The following is a 13,539-nucleotide window of genomic DNA, read 5'->3' as shown; positions in this document are numbered from 1 at the left end:
GTCTCAGTCCACGGCGAGCCGGAAGGCCATCCGCCCGAAGGAGACCTGGTCGCCCTCGCGGACGACGGCGGCGCCGATGACGCGGCGCCCGTTCACCGTGGTGCCGTTGGTCGAGCCGAGGTCCCTGAGGACCCACAGGCCGCCCTGGCGGCTGAGTTCGGCGTGCACCCGGGAGACGGTCTCGTGGTTCAGCCGCAGTCCGCTCGCCGGGTCCCGGCCGATGCGCAGCGCGTGGCCGCGGGACGGGTGCGGCAGCAGCAGCTTGGGCAGCCGCTCGGCCTGCCAGGCGCGGCGCAGTCGTACGGTGAACCCGGAGACGGCCTCGACGCTACCGAAGAGCGCGCGGGAGAAACGGTTCTCGCGCGGCAGGTCCGCGGTGAGCGCCGCGAGTTCGTCGGCGTGGCGGGCGGCGAGCGCCAGTTCCATGCGGCGGACGAACGTCTCGTGGGACAGGCGGCCCTGGGCGACGCCGTCGCGGAGCACCTCGAGCGCCTTGTCGCGCTCCGCGTCGGACAGCCGCGCGGGGTACGTGGAGAACTCGAAGGACGACGTCACGCAGCTGATTGTCGGTCAGTGAACCCCGGGTGTCCAGAAGACCGGAAACGGCCCGCACGCGCGCGTGCTTGCGGCGACACCTGTCGGGAAAGGAGGATGCAAAGGCGGATTGATCGCTTTCGCGGCACGATGGACGCGCTACATCACGGTGAACAGACGAAGGGGAACCGTCCGTGCAGTTCGAGGTGTGGGCACCGCAGGCAGACCGTGTGACGCTCCAGTGCGAGGGGGCCACGCGCGCGTTGGAGCGCGATCCGGAGCGCGCGGGCTGGTGGACCGGGGAGGCTCCGGCGGGCGACGGAACGCGGTACGGGTTCGCGCTGGACGACGGTCCGGTGCTGCCGGATCCGCGCTCGCGCCGTCAGCCGGACGGCCCGGACGGGCTGAGCGCGGTCGTCGACCACGGGCGGTACGCGTGGCGGGCCGCGTGGGCCGGGCGCCCGCTGCCCGGCGCGGTGCTCTACGAGCTGCACGTGGGCACGTACACCCGCGAGGGCACCCTGGACGCGGCGGCCGGCCGACTGGAACATCTGGTGGAACTGGGCGTCACCCACGTGGAGTTGATGCCACTGTGCCCCTTCCCGGGGCGGCACGGCTGGGGGTACGAGGGGGTCTCGCTGTGGGCGGTGCACGAGCCCTACGGCGGCCCCGAGGCGCTGAAACGGTTTGTCGACCGGGCGCACGAACTGGGCCTGGCCGTCGTCCTGGACGTCGTGCACAACCACCTCGGCCCGTCGGGCAACTACCTGCCGCTGTTCGGGCCGTACTTCACGGAGCGGCACCACACGCCCTGGGGTGCCGCGGTCAACCTGGACGCGCCCGGCTCGGACGAGGTGCGCGCGTACCTGCTGGGCAGCGCGCTGGCCTGGCTGCGGGACTACCGGCTCGACGGGCTGCGCCTGGACGCGGTGCACGCGCTGCGGGACACGCGCGCCCACCACTTCCTGGAGGAGCTGTCGACGGCCGTGGACGCGCTCGGTGCCGAGCTGGGCCGGCCGCTGTCCCTGATCGCCGAGTCCGACCTCAACGACCCGCGGATCATCACCCCGCGCGCGGAGAACGGCCTGGGAGTGCACGCGCAGTGGAACGACGACTTCCACCACGCCCTGCACACCGCGCTGACCGGTGAGTCCCAGGGCTACTACGCCGACTTCGCGGACGCCCCCTTCGCCGCCCTCGCCAAGACCCTCACCGGCGGCTACTTCCACGACGGCACCCGTTCGAGCTTCCGGGGCCGCCGGCACGGACGCCCGCTGGACCGCGCACGGGTGGCCGGGCACCGGCTGCTGGGCTACGCCCAGACCCATGACCAGGTCGGCAACCGGGCCCAGGGCGACCGTCTGTCGGCCTCCCTCTCCCCCGGTCTGCTGGCCTGCGCCGCGACGCTGACGCTGACCGCGCCGTTCACCCCGATGCTGTTCATGGGCGAGGAGTGGGCGGCGGGCACGCCCTGGCAGTTCTTCACCGACCACACCGACCCGGAACTGGCCGAGGCGGTACGGCGCGGCAGGCGGCGGGAGTTCGCGGCGCACGGCTGGGCCGAGGAGGACGTACCCGACCCGCAGGACCCGGCGACCCGTGAGCGCTCCTGCCTCGACTGGTCGGAACCGGAGGGCGAGCCGCACGCGCGCGTGCTGGCCTGGTACCGCCGGCTCATCGCCCTGCGCCGCGAACAGCCGGACCTCACCGACCCCGACCTCGCCGACACCAAGGTGGCGCTCGACGAGGAGGCCCGCTGGCTCGCCTTCCGGCGCGGGGACGTCCGGGTCGCCGTCAACCTCGGCAAGGAGCCGGCCGCGATCCCGCTCGGCACCGGTCGGCTGGAGGTCCTCGCCGCCTGGGACACGGTGGCGGCACCGGGCCCGGACGGGCTGCTGCAGATGCCCGGCGAGTCGTGCGTGCTGCTGGCCCAGGCCTGACCGCCGGCCCGGCGCCTCACAGCTCCGCGCCCCCCGCGTCCCCGCCCCCGTCCCCGTCTCCTTCGTCGGCGCCGCCCTCGTCCTCCTTGGACTCGGTCACCCGTTCCAGCAGGATCGCCTCCCAGGCCCGCCTCAGCTGGGTACGCAGCAGTGGCACGGGGCCGCTCCCGCGGCCTTCGAGGCGGTCGGCGAGACGGATGACGGTGTCGCAGCGGGCCAGCCACAGGCCGCGCAGGCAGGGGCGGGCGGCGTAACCGGCGAGGGTGGCGGCGCGGACGGCCGCCGGGGAGCCGACGGCCCGGGCGAGTCCGGCGATGTCCTCGGCGGGGTCGCCGACGGCCGCGCCGGTCCAGTCCAGCACGCCGCGCACCCGTCCGTCGGCGCTGACCACCAGGTGCTCGCCCCGGAGGTTGTGGTGGGTCAGCACGGCGGTGCCGGGCTGGGCGGCGAGCTGGGCCGCGCCGGGCGGTGTGAGCTGCAGCAGCCGGGCGGCGTCGAACTCGTCGGCGGCGGCGAGGCGTTCGGCGGACCGCACCGCCATCCGGCGCAGCGCCTCCAGCGAGCGCGGGGCGGTGCGAGGTACGCCGAGCGTCTCGGCCTGCCGTACGGGTACCTCGCGCAGCCCCGTGAGCAGCCCGGCGAGATCGGCCTCGCCGACGGCGGAGACGTCGTGCTCCTCCGCCGTGCCGCCGGGCACCAGGGTGTCGAGGGTGTAGGCCAGCCCCGGGGCCCACTCGCCGTGCGCCACGCTGGCGGGGACGGTGACGGGCAGGTGCGGGCGCACCAGGTCGCGCAGGCGCAGTTCGCGGCGCCGGAGCGCGGCGGCCTCGCGGTCGCGGGCGAGACGGAGCACGTAGCGGGTGCCGACCCACCACGTGGAGTGCCCGCCGCCCTCCGTGACGGGCCGGACGTCGGGTCCCGTGGCGCCGTCCGCGCTCTCCTTGAGCAGCGAACGGACCAGTCGGCTGACGGTGTCCGCGGTGGGTGTCGGTGCCTGGGTCATGGGTCGCGCCGTTGCCGTTCGAAGGTCTGCCAGTAGGTGCCCGTTATGCCCTCTCAGTCCACTATGACCATCTCGCGGGTGGTGTTGTTGAGGCGGCGCCCGCCGTCGCCGGTGACAGTGACGATGTCCTCGATGCGCACCCCGAAGCGGCCGGGCAGGTAGACGCCGGGCTCCACGGAGAAGCACATGCCGGGCACCAGGGGCTGTTCCTCGCCCTCGATCATGTACGGCGGCTCGTGCGTGGTGACGCCGATGCCGTGGCCGGTGCGGTGGATGAAGTACGCGCCGTACCCGCCCTCGCTGATCACCGCGCGGGCCGCCCGGTCGACCTCCTGGCAGGCGACACCGGGCCGCACCGCCCGGCAGCCCGCCTCCTGGGCGGCCCGCACCAGGTCGTGGACCTCGCGCTCCTCGGCGGTGGGCTCGCCCACGTGCACGGTGCGGGTGGTGTCGGAGCCGTAGCCGTCCTTGAGGCCGCCGAAGTCGAGGACGACCATGTCGCCGGGCCGGATGACGCGGTCGCCGACCTCGTGGTGCGGGTTGGCGCCGTTGGGTCCGGAGCCGACGATGGTGAAGTCGACCTGGGAGTGCCCGAAGCGGCGCAGCAGGCCGGCGAGGTCGTGGCCGACGTCGGACTCGCGGCGCCCGGCGAAGGGAACCTTCCGGATCTCCTCGAACGTGGCGTCGGCAGCCGCTCCGGCGGCTGCCAGCAGTTCCAGCTCGGCGGCGTCCTTGACGGCGCGCAGCATGGGCAGGGCGGTGGTCAGGGAGGCGTAGGAGGTGTCGGGGCGCGCCTGTTGCAGGCCCAGCAGGTGCATGGCCCAGGTGTTGTCGCTGATGCCGAACCGGCCGCCGCGGTCGAGGAGGGCCGCGGTGACGGCGTAGGGGTCCTTGCCGTCGGTCCAGTCGCGCAGGGTGAGGGCGGTGGCGCCGGTGGCGTGCTCGGCGTCGGGGGCCTCCAGGGTGGGCACGACGAGCACCGGGTCCCGTCCGGCGGCCAGGACCAGCAGGGTGAGCCGTTCGGTGACCGCGGTGGGTGTGTACCCGGTGAGCCACACCATGTCCGGGCCGGGTGCCACCAGCAGTCCGGCGAGGCCGGCGTCGGCCGCGGAGCGGGCGGCCCGCTCCATGCGGGCCCTGTAGTCGTCGGCGGTGAAGGGCGCGGGCGTGCTGCCGGTCATCCGGGCCTCCGGGCGCGGGTAGGGGCGGGCGGCGAAGGGTCTCGGGCAGCATCCTGCCCTTCGCCGGGGGGCCGCGCGAGCCGATGGGCGACTTCCGCCGTGTCCGGGGCCCGGCCGTCCCTCAGACGACGACCCCGGGGACCGCCGTCAGCCGCTGGTAGCCGCCGCCCCGGTGCCGCACGGTGAGGGTCACCTCGGCTCCCGGGCGGGTGTGGGCGACCGCCCGCGCGAGGTCGGCGGCGGTGGCCACACGGGTGGCGCCGACCTTGAGGAGCACGTCGCCGCGCACCAGGCCCGCGGTGTAGCCGGGGCCCGGGACGTGCACGGCCACGATCAGCGCCCCCGGCATTTCGGCGTCCACCGCCTCCACCCCCAGGGTCAGCCCGGGCACCGCGCGGGCGGTGCCCGGGGCCGGGGAGGGGGCGGCCGGGGCCGGCGGGGCCGGGTGCCGGGCCTGGCGTTGCAGCTCGGCGAGTCTGCTCATGCCGATCACCGTGGCGCCAACCGTGCCGATGCCGACGCCGGACAGCACGAGGACACCGCCGACGAACAGCCCGAACAGCACGGCCCTGATCCGCCGGCCGCGCCGGCGCGCGGCGTGCGGGCGCCGGGCGGGGCGCGGGGTGCCGCCGTCCCCGTCCCCGTCCCGTGGCTTCCGGCCGGGCATCGGCTTGGGACGCAACACAGTCTGTTCCATGGTTCGCTCGCCTCCGGCTGGTGCTCTACCCGGCGCACGGGCCCGCCACGAGCCACGAACGAGTGAGACTGATACGCCTCAGCCCAGGGCGAGCACCGGGGCCGGCGGCCGGTCCGGCAGGAAGCCGTGGGCGCGGCGGGCGAGGTAGCCGGGCTTGTAGCGGTCCACCTCCCGGTGCCAGTTCAGGATGCCGGCCAGCCAGTTCCGCAGGTCTGCGACATAGCGCTCCATGGCCTCGCGTGCCTCGCCGGAGAGCCGGAAGTCGTCGTACAGAACGGGCAGTTCGTGCTCCAGGACGTGTTCGAACTGCTGCATGCGCTGGGTCGTCAGGTCGTGCACGACGCCGAGCGCGGTCGGGTGGTCGACGCCGAAGAAGTTCTGCACGACGAGGATCGCGTTGTGGATCTCGCCCTCGTACTCGATCTCCTTCTGGTAGGAGAAGACGTCGTTGAGCAGGCACGCGTAGTCGATGGCGGCGTTCTCCAGCGAGCGCACCGGTCCGCTGGCGTACACCTCCGGCGGGATCGCGGGCCCCTGGCCCATCCGGCACAGGCTCAGGGTGAGGTCGGAGCCGAAGGTGGCGCGCCGCATCTCCAGGTAGTCGACGGGGTCGGGGATGCGGTTCTGCAGCTGGTTGGAGATCTCCCAGACCCAGCTCTCGGTCATGGTGTCCACGGCGGCCTTCAGGGTGTGCCGCTGCTCCGGGGTCATCCGCGCGGTCGTCCGCGCCCACAGGTCGGTCAGACCGCGCTCCAGGGCGTTGCCGGGGAGGAGGGGCGGCTCGCCCGCGACGGGCATGCACTGCGACAGCCGGGCCGTGGCCAGCCGGGCGGCGGCGAGGTCGCGGCGGTGGCCGAAGACCAGCGGGAAGTAGTCGTCGCCGTACGTCCCCCAGGCCAGCCAGTGGGCGCTGAGGTCGAGGGCCTCGCGGGTGGCGTCCGGGTCCAGGCCGGCGGCGCAGAGCGCGAGGTCGGACGCGGCGAGCCGGTCCTCGTCCCAGACGCCCTCCTGGAGGAGGCCCATGCGGTGCGACCAGGTCACCAGGTCCCGGCGGGCGGTGTCGAGGTGCGGGCTCAGCTGGAGGCCGTAGGGCATGTGGAAGTCGGGCAGCGGGGAGGGGCCGACCTTCTGGAAGGGCACGTGGGTGTAGGCGCGCAGGCGCTCGGCGGCGGCCGAGGCGAGCAGCGCGCCGACGTCGGCGGCGGCGGTGCCGGGGCCTGTCGGGGCCTGCCACGGCGAGGTGGAGAGCGCGCCCTCGTTCATGTAGCGGCTGGAGCGCAGATGCCATTCGTGGCCGCCGGACTGCCAGTCCTGCAGTCCCTTGGTGTAGGCCGCCACCGCGGCGGTCTCGGGAGGGGTCAGGCCCTTGTCCAGGGCGAGCGCGGGCACTTCGGTGAGGGCGGTGTGCTCGAACTGGTGGAGGCGGGAGGTGAGGATGTCGTTGACGGTGTCGGCGGCCTGCTGGGTGGTGCAGCCGAAGAAGGTCTCCAGGACGAGCACGCCGTTGCTGTTCTCGCCCTCGTCCTCCACCTCCCGCTGGTAGGAGAACAGGTCGTTGCGCAGGTGGACGGCGTCGGCGAAGGTCTCCATGAGCACCCTCAGCGGCCGGGAGCCGGCGACCTGCGCGGGCACTTCGGCGGTCGCGTACTCCACCAGCCCCGCCGACCAGGGGGCGCCGCCCACCTTGCGGCGCATCTCGATGTACTCGACGGGGTTGGCGATCCGCCCCTCGTTGATGTTGGACAGCTCCCACAGGGACTCGTTGAGCAGGTGCTCGGTGGCGACCGCGAAGCGGCGGCGCCAGTCGGCGGACATCGACGGAACGGTGCGCGCCCACAGGTCGGCGAGACCCGCCTCGACCGGGTTCTCCGGCTCGGGTACGGGGGTCGTGAGGTCCAGGGGCATGAACAGCGGGAGCCGGTCGAGGTGGGCCTTGCCGGCGGAGCGGTCCTGGGTGCGCTTGTACATGTCCAGGAAGTGGTCGTCGAAGAAGAACACCCACACGTACCAGTCGGTGATCAGCGACAGTGCGGTGCCGTCGCAGTCGGGGTGGGTGTAGGCGCACAGGAGTCCGTAGTCGTGCGCCTCCAGGTCGGCCTGGTCCCAGATCCCGGAGCCCTCCAGCATGCCCATCTGGCGCGCCCACGCGGTCGAGTGGGCGCGCGCCTCGTCGAGGTGCGGGTTGAGCCGCGCGGGGTACGGCATGTAGAAGCGCGGGAGTTCGAACGGCTGCGTCATGGCCGGGCCCTACCCGCGGTCCGGTACGGCCATCCGCCGCGCGCACCGCGATCACACCATCGCGTGAACCCCGCGCAAACCGGGAACTCCAGCCGCCTGTAGGTGTGTTGACCGGTCGCAGGTCACTTGGCGGACACCTGGACCAGGGCGTGCGTGCCCGCGGTGCGCCAGCGTCCGCTCTCCGCCGCGTCCAGCGCCGTCTCGGTGGCGGCGGTCAGGCCGGTGATCACGTCGGACTTCAGTGTGCGCAGCGTGGCGACCGGGCCGGGGAAGTAGGCGGTGACGTCCTGGAAGGGGGTGGTCGGAGGCCACCACCGGTCGCCCACCAGACGGCGGTAGTTGAGGTCGCCCTTGACGATCGTCAGGGTGGCGCCGGCGAACTCGGCGCGCAGGTCAGACGGCATGGCGTCGTACGACAGCGGGGCGCAGGAGAAGGGGTGGGCGCGCACGGCGAGGCGGCCGTCGGCCATCGCCGACCACAGCCGCCGTCCGTACCCGGCGGCGGCGCCCGGCGCCGAGACGAGCCGGCGCAGCGCGTCGACCACGTCGGCGGTCGTGGCGTCGGAGACGTAGTACGGGTACGGCTTGACGTGCAGCACCGCGCGGCCGATCCGTTGCTCGGCGAGGAGGTGGGCGATCAGGAGCAGGTCGGGGATCAGCTCGCGGCCCGCGTTGTCCGCGACCAGGCAGAGCGTGCCGGTGCCGGAGTGCGGGAGCAGCGACCACAGCCGCTCGCTGTCGTCTGCGACCAGGGCGGGGACCGCCTCCTGGGCCCCGGCGCCGGCGGTGGACAGCCTGAAGCCGAGGTCGGCGCGGTTGCCCCACAGCGAGCCGTGCAGCAGGGCGCGGGCCCGTTCGTCGGCCGGCCGGTCCTGGAGCGCGTCGAGCGCCGCCAGTTCCTCGTCGGTCTCCTCGGCGTGGAGTTCGGCGAGCTTGGAGGGGCGGAACGGGTCGATGCCCTGCCAGGCACCCGGCCCGAAGTAGCCCACGGCGTCGAGGAGACGGCGGTAGAAGTAGCTTTCGGACCACAGCCAGGGCACGTCGAACCAGGACCGCCCGCCGTGGGCGTCCAGGCCCCAGTCCCGCCACCGGTCCCGGTCGGGCGCGTCGGTGGGCAGCGGCCTGATCACGCCCTCGGCGCACTCGGCCAGCAGCGCGTCGAGCGCGCGGTGCTGCCCGGGGCCGTACGGGAGGGCGTCCCGCACCTGGCGGATGATCGCCGGGTGCCGTTCGGCCAGCACACTGTGCGGGAACGTACCGGTTTCGTTGCCCAGGATCACGGGCGCGGCGGGGGCGAGAGGCATGGCCGTCACCGTACCGCGCCGGTCAGACGGGTCTGGTCTCGCGCTCCAGTTGCGCCGCGAGGGTCAGATAGCGGGGACGGCGGTGCACCGGGACCAGGCCCCGGATCATGAGGTGCCACATCTCGGCCACCCGGCGGGGCAGCCGTCCGACGGGTTCGAGGGAGCGGCCGGCCACCCGGGTGCCGACGAAGAAGCAGACGAGGGAGTGGGCGACCGCGCCGACGTCGGTGTCCGGGTGCAGGTCCGACTCCCGTACCGCGCCGCCGAGTTTGCGGCCGGCGAACTCCAGCCACTCGGTGAAGGGGTGCCTCAGCGGTGGGCGTACCGGGACGTCCGCGGTGGCCAGCCGCAGCCCCGCGCGCGGGACCGGGTCCTCCACGGAGAGCCGGGCGATCCCGAACGTCGCCCGCATCAGGGCCTCCAGCGAGGAGTAGCCGCGGCTCTCCATCTCGCTCACCACCTGGCGTGAGGCGTTGGCCTGCAGTTCCAGGATGGCGTGCGCCAGGTCCTCCTTGGCGGCGAAGTGGAAGTACAGCGCTCCCTTGGTGACCTGGGCGTGGTCGACGATGTCACTCAGACTGGTGGACTCGTAGCCGTGCCGGTCGAACAGGTCGGCCGCGGCCGTGATGATCGTTGCGCGGGTCTGCTCGGCGCGTAACTGCCTCGCCATCGACTGCACTCTCCTCGCGGCTCTAAACAGAACGGGACATGCGGTTTGTTTCTAACCCCTCGCACACGATAACTCACCGTGGGGAATCCGGAACCAGGCGGGCGGAGGCGGTACCCGACACGTGTAACTGTGGTGAAGACACCATCACCCTTCTCGACACTCCGTAAACGGACGAGATCGGAATCCGTCCCTCCCTCGGTGTCCTGCCGGTTTCCGGAAGCCCTCGGAACAGCGGGGCTCCGCACCCATGATCGACACGATACGAGGCGGACGGTCGGTTCTCAATGCCGCCTCCAGCGCTTCTCGAAACGGGCGGGCCGGTCGGTACCGTGCCTGGAGTGAACGCGGCGGCCCCGATTCCCGTACTGGAGGCGGCACACCCCTTTCCCGCGCCCGCCGAGGAGACGTCCCGGATGACTCGGACGACCGCCCGCCCCACAGCCCTGAGAGCCGCCGGGGCCGCAGCCGCGGCGCCGCTCCTGCTCCTGTCGTGGGCGGCGGGGTCCGCCCAGGCGCACGGGGCGCCCACGGACCCGGTCAGCCGGGTGTACGCCTGCTCCCCCCAGGGCGGTGGCGCGGCCGGGTCGGCGGCGTGCCGGGCGGCGGTCGCGGCGAACGGCGCGCCCTTCACCGCGTGGGACGACCTGCGGGTGTCGGGGGTCGGCGGCCGGGACCGGCAGGTGATCCCGGACGGAAAGCTGTGCAGCGGGAACCTGCCCGCCTACAAGGGGCTCGATCTGGCCCGGACGGACTGGCCGTCGACGCGGCTGGCCCCGGGCGGCCGGCTGACGATGACGTACGCCTCGACCATCGCGCACGCCGGCACGTTCAAGCTGTACCTCACCAAGCCCGGATACGACCCGGCCAGGCCGCTGAAGTGGTCCGACCTGCCCACGCGTCCGTTCGCGGAGGTCACCGACCCGCCGCTGACGAACGGGGCGTACCACATCGGAGCGAAGCTGCCGACGGACCGGACGGGGCGTCAGATGCTTTACACGATCTGGCAGAACAGCAGCACGCCGGACACCTACTACTCGTGTTCCGACGTGGTGTTCTCCGGGCCCGGCGCGAAGCCGGCCGCGACGGCGGCGGGCGGGGCGGGGGCGAGTGCCGAGCCGTCACGTTCGGCCCCGGCGGGCCCCTCGGCGGCCGGGTCCACGACCGCCGGGGCGAAGCGGCCCGTTTCGGCCGCCCCGCCGTCCGAGGGCGCGACCGGTGGCAGTACCCCGGTCGCCTCGGACACCGACGCCGGTTCGGGTCCCTCGGCGCCGCTCATGGCGGGCGGCGCCGCCGCGGTGCTGGTGCTCACCGGGGGCGCCGCCTTGGCGATGCGTCTGCGTGGACGCTGAACGCCTGCTCCAAGAAGGTCAGTTGACGAAGACCGGGGCGCCCGCGTCGGTGACGGGGGCGTACTTGGCGGTGAAGTAGCCGCTGGCGAAGCACAGCGAGGAACCGGAGACCTTGGTGAACTGCTGGTTGGTGAAGGCGATGCTGTTGTCGGTGTTGTCGGCCTTGCCGGTCAGGCTCGGGGCCTGGTAGACGCAGGTGATGCTGCCCAGCAGGGTGCGCAGCTTGACCGTGGTCTGGATGGTGGAGCCGCTCGCCGGGGTGACGGTCAGGGTGCCGTCGGAGGCGACCGAGGTGGTGTACGGCAGGTTGTCGACGGTGATGCTGGTGACGCCGGTCACGCCGAGGACGTTGCTGGTGCAGCTGCTGCTGTCGAAGGTCTGCCCGGAGACCGACTCGGTCGCCGTGCCCGGGGCGGCGGGGTTGTCGGCGACCGTCGCGGTGAACGTGGACGACTTGCAGCTGACGCCGCTGGTGCCGGTCGCGCTGGAGTACAGGTTGGCGGAGGTGCCGCCGGCCAGCGGCGCGCTCAGCACGTCGCCGACCGCGACGGCGGTACCGCCCGCGGAACCGGTGGTGAGGACGGCGCCGCCGTCAGCGGAGGCGGGGACGGCCGCCGTCAGCGACAGGGCGGCGACGGTTCCGGCGAGGGCGAGGAGGGAGGACGTACGCATGCGGGTGCCTCATTTCTGGGGTGGGGGCTGGGTGGGGTGAAGTGGGGGGTGGTGGCGCGTGGGAGCGCCGGCCGTCGCCGGCCCGTCACGCCTTCTCCGTACGGGACGGGCCGGCGACGGCGGCCTGGCCGGTCACCGGCCGGGGGCCTCGGGGGGGGAAGCCTCCGGCCGGGCCGGGTGAGGGCGGCCGGGCACGGACCGCAGGGGGGAAGCGGTCGTGCCGGTGCCGCGTCGAGCGAGCGGTTGGGTGAAGAAGGCCGGTAAAAGCGGCCTGTGCCGCTCGGCGGGTCCGGCGCCACGGACCCGAGGGAAACCAGGGAGAGTTGTAGACCTGAGCAGCCGCCGCCGTCAAGGCTGATCATGTGTCAGACTGCCATTGGATCAAGGGAGTTGGCGCCCTTGCTGGGGCTTTGATCAAAAACCCGGATCGGCCGCGAAAGCGCTGGCAGCACGGCTGACGCACATTCAACACCCTTTTTTCACATCTCTCTTGACCCTTCAAAGTAACCGGCGGTAACTTCCAGGAGGCTACTGCCGCGTAACGAGAAAGCCCTTGCACCCGCCGGGAGTGCCGGGAGCGTGCGCGGCAGCCGCTGTCCGCGCCAGGACAACGCGCCAACGATGCCCAACCGCATGATTCGCATGGGAGCAGACATGGCCTCGTCCCCGGACTTCTCGTCCGCCGACAACACCCCCGAGAACCCGGGAAGCGGTTCCGAATCCGAAGTCTCAGCAGCGTCCGGAGTGCCCGGCGGCGGCGAGAGACGGGGACGGGTCCGGGCGCGCCGGGCCGCCGTGATGGCGGTCCCCGCCACGCTGGTCGTCGCGGGTCTCGCGATCTTCACCGCGCAGGGCGCGCTGGGTGTGCAGTTCGCGATCTCCGGGATGCCCTTCACGGTCACCGCCACGGAGCTGAACGGCACCGGGTTCGAGCAGTTCGGCGGACTCGACAACATGGCACCCGGCAGCCCGAACGCCGGGGACACCGGCGGTCAGGAGCTGGTGGTCACCTCCGCCATCAAGAACGCCACGCTCACCAAGCTGTGCCAGAGCGTGGACCTGGGCGGCATCAACCTGCTCATCACCGCCGGCGGCGGCGCGGAGAAGGTGTCCGCGACCGACCTCACCACCGACTCGACCGAGTTGACCGGTGACGCCTCGTTCAACAACATCGAGATCGGCAACGACGCCAGCACACTGACCAAGGCCAACGCGAAGGGCCCGATCGGCGTGTTCAGCCAGCAGGCCGACACTGTGCACATCGGCAACCTGCGGCAGACCAACTACGCCACGACGGCAGGTGTGTTCAAGCTCCCCGGCCTCAAGCTCCGTTTCAGCGACTCGGGCTGCTGATCCCATGCCGGACGGTCCACAGCAGGAACTGAAGTCCGACTTCCGCGACTGGCGGTCCGACCGGCCGTTCTGGGGCGGGTTGCTGCTCACCCTGGGCGGGGTCGAGATCCTGGTCACCGAGAAGGCCTCGCTGAAGGTCGTGATGCACATCGGCATGCAGGGCCTGGCCGGCTATCTGCTGCCGGTCATGATGGCGCTGCTGGGGTTGCTGATCCTGTTCAACCCGACACAGCGGCTCTTCTACTCGATCATCGGCATGCTGGTCTCCCTGGGGACCTGGCTCACCTCGAACCTGGGCGGCTTCTTCGTCGGACTCCTGCTGGGGGCCGTGGGCAGCTGCCTCGCCTTCGGCTGGGCCCCCGACCAGGAGCCGCGGGTGAGCCGCCGCGAGCGGCGCAGACGGGCGCAGGCCGCCGCGCAGGGCTTCGGCGAAGGAGCGGGCCGGCAAACCGCGTGACGACATACGGCGAGTGAGGGGTGGGGGGGGGGGGGGGGGGGGGGCGCCCCCCCCCCCCCCGGCCGCCGCCCCCCCCCCCCCCGCCCCCCCCCCCCCCCCCCCCCCCCCCCCCCCCCCCCCCCCCCCCCCACACCACCCCCC

12 protein-coding genes are annotated in these 13,539 nt (G+C 73.0%); 4 read left to right on the top strand and 8 right to left on the bottom strand.

The window, feature by feature from the left end; all coding sequences use genetic code 11:
• Window positions 1-3 precede the first annotated feature (3 nt).
• The gene (locus ACFYMM_RS28690; protein WP_388391480.1) at window positions 4-555 is read right to left on the bottom strand and encodes an FHA domain-containing protein; all 552 of its coding nucleotides are present in this window, start codon (window positions 553-555) and stop codon (window positions 4-6) included.
• Between the two features lie 173 nt (window positions 556-728).
• Here ACFYMM_RS28690 and treZ point away from each other — a divergent pair, with 173 nt between their 5' ends.
• Window positions 729-2,474, top strand: coding sequence for a malto-oligosyltrehalose trehalohydrolase (gene treZ / locus ACFYMM_RS28685; protein ID WP_388391478.1), 1,746 nt, complete (start codon window positions 729-731; stop codon window positions 2,472-2,474).
• Window positions 2,475-2,490: 16 nt separating this feature from the next.
• On the opposite strand, the gene ACFYMM_RS28680 is transcribed toward treZ, so the two are convergent.
• From ACFYMM_RS28680 to ACFYMM_RS28655, 6 genes are all read right to left on the bottom strand, one after another.
• Window positions 2,491-3,477 carry an aminoglycoside phosphotransferase family protein gene (locus tag ACFYMM_RS28680; protein ID WP_388391476.1) on the bottom strand — a complete coding sequence of 329 codons (987 nt, stop codon included), beginning with the start codon at window positions 3,475-3,477 and terminating at the stop codon, window positions 2,491-2,493.
• Window positions 3,478-3,530: 53 nt separating this feature from the next.
• The gene (locus tag ACFYMM_RS28675) at window positions 3,531-4,658 is read right to left on the bottom strand and encodes an aminopeptidase P family protein (protein WP_388391474.1); all 1,128 of its coding nucleotides are present in this window, start codon (window positions 4,656-4,658) and stop codon (window positions 3,531-3,533) included.
• Window positions 4,659-4,779: 121 nt separating this feature from the next.
• Window positions 4,780-5,355, bottom strand: coding sequence for a PDZ domain-containing protein (locus ACFYMM_RS28670; protein WP_388391472.1), 576 nt, complete (start codon window positions 5,353-5,355; stop codon window positions 4,780-4,782).
• A gap of 78 nt (window positions 5,356-5,433) precedes the next feature.
• Window positions 5,434-7,593, bottom strand: a complete 2,160-nt coding sequence (gene cyc2, locus ACFYMM_RS28665; protein ID WP_388391470.1) for a germacradienol/geosmin synthase Cyc2 — start codon at window positions 7,591-7,593, stop codon at window positions 5,434-5,436.
• Between the two features lie 122 nt (window positions 7,594-7,715).
• Window positions 7,716-8,897, bottom strand: coding sequence for a damage-control phosphatase ARMT1 family protein (locus ACFYMM_RS28660; RefSeq protein WP_388391468.1), 1,182 nt, complete (start codon window positions 8,895-8,897; stop codon window positions 7,716-7,718).
• A 22-nt stretch (window positions 8,898-8,919) separates the two neighbouring features.
• Window positions 8,920-9,567 (bottom strand): ScbR family autoregulator-binding transcription factor, encoded by a 648-nt coding sequence (locus ACFYMM_RS28655; RefSeq protein WP_388391466.1) that lies wholly within the window; start codon window positions 9,565-9,567, stop codon window positions 8,920-8,922.
• A 413-nt stretch (window positions 9,568-9,980) separates the two neighbouring features.
• Between ACFYMM_RS28655 and ACFYMM_RS28650 the strand changes: the two genes are divergently transcribed.
• Complete coding sequence (locus ACFYMM_RS28650) at window positions 9,981-10,916, top strand: lytic polysaccharide monooxygenase (protein WP_388391464.1); 936 nt, start codon at window positions 9,981-9,983, stop codon at window positions 10,914-10,916.
• Window positions 10,917-10,934: 18 nt separating this feature from the next.
• Here ACFYMM_RS28650 and ACFYMM_RS28645 read toward each other — a convergent pair whose 3' ends face one another.
• Complete coding sequence (locus ACFYMM_RS28645) at window positions 10,935-11,588, bottom strand: Tat pathway signal sequence domain protein (RefSeq protein ID WP_388391462.1); 654 nt, start codon at window positions 11,586-11,588, stop codon at window positions 10,935-10,937.
• Between the two features lie 654 nt (window positions 11,589-12,242).
• Between ACFYMM_RS28645 and ACFYMM_RS28640 the strand changes: the two genes are divergently transcribed.
• Entirely contained in the window at window positions 12,243-12,941 is a 699-nt protein-coding gene (locus tag ACFYMM_RS28640; RefSeq protein ID WP_388391460.1) for a DUF6230 family protein, read from the top strand.
• A gap of 4 nt (window positions 12,942-12,945) precedes the next feature.
• Window positions 12,946-13,398: a DUF6114 domain-containing protein gene (locus ACFYMM_RS28635; RefSeq protein ID WP_388391458.1), complete on the top strand. Its 453-nt coding sequence runs from the start codon at window positions 12,946-12,948 to the stop codon at window positions 13,396-13,398.
• The last annotated feature ends 141 nt before the right edge of the window (window positions 13,399-13,539 follow it).

The organism is Streptomyces sp. NPDC006739 (genome assembly GCF_042869815.1).
GTDB lineage: Bacteria > Actinomycetota > Actinomycetes > Streptomycetales > Streptomycetaceae > Streptomyces.
This window is presented reverse-complemented; position numbering and strand designations above follow the sequence as displayed.

Bases quoted from the DNA above. Each gene is read 5' to 3' on its own strand.
- ACFYMM_RS28670 (WP_388391472.1), bottom strand. From the start codon at position 5,355: ATGGAACAGACTGTGTTGCGTCCCAAGCCGATGCCCGGCCGGAAGCCA.
- ACFYMM_RS28655 (WP_388391466.1), bottom strand. From the start codon at position 9,567: ATGGCGAGGCAGTTACGCGCCGAGCAGACCCGCGCAACGATCATCACG.
- ACFYMM_RS28640 (WP_388391460.1), top strand. From the start codon at position 12,243: ATGGCCTCGTCCCCGGACTTCTCGTCCGCCGACAACACCCCCGAGAAC.
- ACFYMM_RS28635 (WP_388391458.1), top strand. From the start codon at position 12,946: ATGCCGGACGGTCCACAGCAGGAACTGAAGTCCGACTTCCGCGACTGG.
- ACFYMM_RS28645 (WP_388391462.1), bottom strand. From the start codon at position 11,588: ATGCGTACGTCCTCCCTCCTCGCCCTCGCCGGAACCGTCGCCGCCCTG.
- ACFYMM_RS28660 (WP_388391468.1), bottom strand. From the start codon at position 8,897: ATGCCTCTCGCCCCCGCCGCGCCCGTGATCCTGGGCAACGAAACCGGT.
- ACFYMM_RS28680 (WP_388391476.1), bottom strand. From the start codon at position 3,477: ATGACCCAGGCACCGACACCCACCGCGGACACCGTCAGCCGACTGGTC.
- ACFYMM_RS28675 (WP_388391474.1), bottom strand. From the start codon at position 4,658: ATGACCGGCAGCACGCCCGCGCCCTTCACCGCCGACGACTACAGGGCC.
- cyc2 (WP_388391470.1), bottom strand. From the start codon at position 7,593: ATGACGCAGCCGTTCGAACTCCCGCGCTTCTACATGCCGTACCCCGCG.
- ACFYMM_RS28650 (WP_388391464.1), top strand. From the start codon at position 9,981: ATGACTCGGACGACCGCCCGCCCCACAGCCCTGAGAGCCGCCGGGGCC.